Annotated in this window: 5 protein-coding genes; all 5 read right to left on the bottom strand. The window is 35.6% G+C overall.

The genetic code is table 11. The annotated features are described in order from the left end of the window. Positions 1 to 119 precede the first annotated feature (119 nt). On the bottom strand, positions 120 to 908 hold the full coding sequence (locus D5018_RS20845; RefSeq protein ID WP_121840898.1) for a DUF262 domain-containing protein: 789 nt from the start codon (positions 906 to 908) through the stop codon (positions 120 to 122). Positions 909 to 954: 46 nt separating this feature from the next. Next, positions 955 to 2,121 (bottom strand): hypothetical protein, encoded by a 1,167-nt coding sequence (locus D5018_RS20840; protein WP_121840897.1) that lies wholly within the window; start codon positions 2,119 to 2,121, stop codon positions 955 to 957. A gap of 124 nt (positions 2,122 to 2,245) precedes the next feature. Further along, on the bottom strand, positions 2,246 to 2,647 hold the full coding sequence (locus tag D5018_RS20835; protein ID WP_121840896.1) for a DUF2787 family protein: 402 nt from the start codon (positions 2,645 to 2,647) through the stop codon (positions 2,246 to 2,248). Positions 2,648 to 2,700: 53 nt separating this feature from the next. After that, positions 2,701 to 3,168: a DUF6641 family protein gene (locus D5018_RS20830; RefSeq protein ID WP_121840895.1), complete on the bottom strand. Its 468-nt coding sequence runs from the start codon at positions 3,166 to 3,168 to the stop codon at positions 2,701 to 2,703. 20 nt (positions 3,169 to 3,188) lie between these two features. Beyond that, positions 3,189 to 3,797, bottom strand: a complete 609-nt coding sequence (locus D5018_RS20825; RefSeq protein ID WP_165905140.1) for an ATP-binding protein — start codon at positions 3,795 to 3,797, stop codon at positions 3,189 to 3,191. Between the last annotated feature and the right edge of the window lie 238 nt (positions 3,798 to 4,035).

The following is a 4,035-nucleotide window of genomic DNA, read 5'->3' as shown; positions in this document are numbered from 1 at the left end:
ATTAGCTGGCTTATGGGTCTTTTTACAGCTCAACGAAGTTCTTTCTAACTATACCATTGAGGAGATTGAAGCATTTAGAGAGTTGGCTAGTTCGTTTTTTGGACAAACCATGTAGATACCTATGCATCAAGGTCAAAATCACCAAATTTCAAATCCGCATTGATCGCTTCCCACTTAGCATTAAAAGCATTTCTGTCTTCCTTGCTTTTTAAATCCCTCATTAACGAGGATTTAAGAATATCAATTGAGCTTAACGGCATGCCTCTATCATTAAGAACATTAAAAATTTGTATTGCACTATCTTGAGATGGACACGTAATTACAGTCATCACAACGTTTTCAAACAACCAAAGTGTAAAATCATCAATATCTATGCACTGTTCATCAATTCTCTCTTCTAAGAATAATTTTAAAAAATGTGCATTTTGAAGGTACTTGTTATCTGGAAAGGCCTTTTCCACATTTTTAACTTTTTGAAACTTTATTTCCTTTAGTACAGTTTCTTCAAAATCAATCTGATACTGCTCATTGGTTAGGAATTTTAGTTTTCTTTTTTCACTTTCAAATTCATCCTGTATTGCATTACTTACAAATTTCTTTGCTTTAGGAGATAGTTTAGAAAGATATAAATCTCGAATAACACACGCAAGGATTGTGAATGAGGTTGTTCTTTGTTGACCATCGATAATATCATATCGACCATCTGATTCATTATTGACCAACACCAGAGAACCACAAAAGTAGTTTTCTTCTTTATTTTCTTTATATGAAGTTATCAAATCGTCTATCAGGTCAGATAGGTTATCTTTGTCCCAAGAGTAAGGCCGTTGATAATCAGGTATCTGATAAAACCTATCATCAGAAACAAGAACTTTCTTTATATTTTTTATTTCAGCTTCTATTTTCATTTTAAATTCCGTCTTTTATTATTACTGAACTTATTAAATACATTTCCTACTTAGAGCCAACCTCATTATTTACCAGTAATTGGTTAGTTTTATAGTTTATATAAATCATCCCAAAGAAAATGGTTTTTATAGTTGAAAGAGGTTTATCTGAAATCTTCTCGATATCTCTCTTCATCCCTAAACTAAGATAAATGCTCGTTGCTAGAAATGATGCAGAGATGAGAAAGTCTGATATATCAAAAGATGTTGCTTCAGGTATGTACTGAGCTTGAATTTCAATAAGTAACGCGACAAAACCAAGAATAGGGTCAAACTTAAATTTTTTGTTTGACTTAGCTAGGAGGTAATAAATAGCCAAAAACCAAAATACATAGCCTCCTGGAATAATAGTCGCGGCAACTACACAGCTCAGAGTGGGAAGAATGACTCCCATAGGAGGCTGAAGCGGGAGTTTCTTTTCTTTTTCTGAAATAATATCTAATTCAAGCTTATATTTTGACGTTGCACTTTGAAGCTTTTTCGCTTGCTCCAAGCTTAAGTGCTTTCTGATTAAGACTTCACCTTTAGAATAAAGAGTTAATATCCTGTCTTTACTACTCTTTAATAACTTGGACAGTATCGTTAACTTCCGATCCAGATCTACTTGATTTTTTTCATTTCGCTTAAAAGCAACAGTGTACAAATCCTGTTCATTAATCTCTGATTGATTTTGTTTCTTATTATCCAAAACTGAATCTAAAGCAGATTTGAATTCATCAGGTTTTGGGAAAAACATCTTAGAAAAATCTCTAGTTTTAAGACCATCTTCAGTATGAAAACTTAAAACAATTGATTGCTCTTTTTCTGTTACAGACTCTAATGCATAAGATGGGATAATATAATTTCCCCCAGTTAAAACATTCGGTACGACTATCCTGTCTTTCCCAACATATGCTTCTAAATTTTTATGCTTTTTAAATAATAAAAAGCGAACCCCAAAGTCTATAAGAACCACAGAAAATATAAAAAGAATATCCCAAAACACTAGATTCAGCCACTCGAGGAAACCAAAAAGATCCGGGTATTTATCAAGTAACCGACTAAGAATACGAGTAGACACTAGACCGTTTTCAAGCATATAAACTGCAAAAATAAGAAACAATACACCGCCTATAAGTGAAGCCCCTCCTGATTTGAATCGATTAATCTTATGTGAATACTTTTGAACATCCATTTCTTATACTTCCAATCAATACCACTAAAAAAGAAGTGCAAATTATATGCAGCTCAAAACATTATTCAACCATTAACCAACTGATTTTTTTGATATTAAACAGCAAAAATAGTGTTATCGTTTTTTAGTTACTAATCATAACCTCAAAAACTTCCATCCCTTTCCAGTAACTCAAAAAGTTATTTTCCCAAACTTGGTACATATCCCTAGCCTTCTCTATAGGCTCATAGCAGAACAAGCTTTGAAACATGCCAGCCTGAAAGTCAAAATCTAACTCTTTAGCCAATTCGTATTGTCCACCAGCGCCTACATAGCAAAAGTCGGTTATGTAACACAGGTGCCATTCACAACCTCTTTTTTCTAACATGACTTCTACAGGGTGAAATCCTCCAGCCCCGGCTGAGTAATCAGGATCTCTGAAGTTGATTGTTACTTGATTGCTCTTGGCATCGTTAAGCAATAAAGCAAACGATTCGAGTAGAGTGTCTGATACAGATAGAGGCAGGTCTTTATTAATGTTGTGCATAATGGTTCTCAAGATTAGGGAGGGCTAACTTCTGCCCTCAATGAAACAGAAAGTTAAGATTTGGATTTATCAGCCTTCTTAGAAGCCTTGTTACTGGCTTTGGCGGCTTTTTTATCAACAATTAGTAGATGGTCTAGCTCCCCTTTCTCCACAGCATCAATAATCACTCGAATAGTTTCAGGGATTTTTTCTCGCTCACCAACATCAATAGCTTGCTTGCCTTTATCCAGCTCTAACACTCTGATCCCTTGCTTGATTTCAAGGTAATAGTGATCTTCGCTCTCGTAATACCAAGGGCGAACGGCACAGCGTTTTTTCACTTTTTTCCTTTCACCAGTTTCAGGATCTTTAACGGTTTTATCTTTAAAGCACTCAAATTCAGTACCAGCTATCAGGCATTCCACCATCTCCAGTTGTTGTTCCAACTTCTCGATAAGCTTTAACCTTTTCTGTAGTACAGGTGGCTTTTTCACAATTTCAGGGCGTGCGATAACCTTGAGCGAACTCAATACGTTAGTCATAGTGTTTTCCTCTATTGGATTTAATGTATAAAGCCGACTGGCTTTGTTTGGGGTTTGTAGCGATTTTCTTGCTGCAATATCGCTATTGCTTTATTTCTAAAATTATTTGATGGGTATAGCTCTTTTTTACGACTTAAAATGGCAAAGTCACCAGCAGTAAGGCGACTCATCGCTCTAAATGCTTGAATTTCAATAGCTGTTAATTGTTCAATACTAAGAACATGTTTATACAAAGAGGCTGCTTGAATAGATGTCAAATAGTCACATTCAAGCTTAAAATCAAAACGTCTAAGCACTGCTTTATCAATAGCTTCAAAAGAGTTAGTAGCAGCAAATACAGGCTGCTGTGAGCCTTCTAGTAACGTTAACAGCTCGTTTGTAAGCTGAACTTCGTGATGAGAGCTTGCGCTTTCTCTTCGACTGAGCAGACTGTCTACTTCATCAAACAAAATGAGTTTGTTATCTCTTTGAGCCTCAATAAATATTCCAGCAAGGTTTTGCTCACTTTCACCTACATATTTGCCTAGAACATCCGAGCATTTGATGTGCATGATCCCTAAATCATGTTGCTGAGCTAAATAATGCGCCCATGCTGTTTTTCCTGTACCAGAAGGACCACTTAATAACACCCTGATCCCTCTAACCTTATCTAAGGCAGAATTGATTGCTTTTGTGGTTTCCTTAATAGCCGTTTTTGATAGCCCCTTAAAGTTCAAGTAACTTGGATCAAAGCTTATTTCTTCGTAACTATTCAGCCCATCTGACTCAATCTGCTTAAAATAGCAACGGTTGAGTCACCATTTTACTTGATCCTCAATGATCATTTGACCGATCTTCCCAGTATGTCATGCTGACCAAATATTTAGT

Source organism: Parashewanella curva, from assembly GCF_003675895.1.
Classification (GTDB): domain Bacteria; phylum Pseudomonadota; class Gammaproteobacteria; order Enterobacterales; family Shewanellaceae; genus Parashewanella; species Parashewanella curva.
The sequence above is the reverse complement of the archived record's forward strand: the minus strand, read 5'-3'. Positions and strand labels throughout refer to the sequence as shown.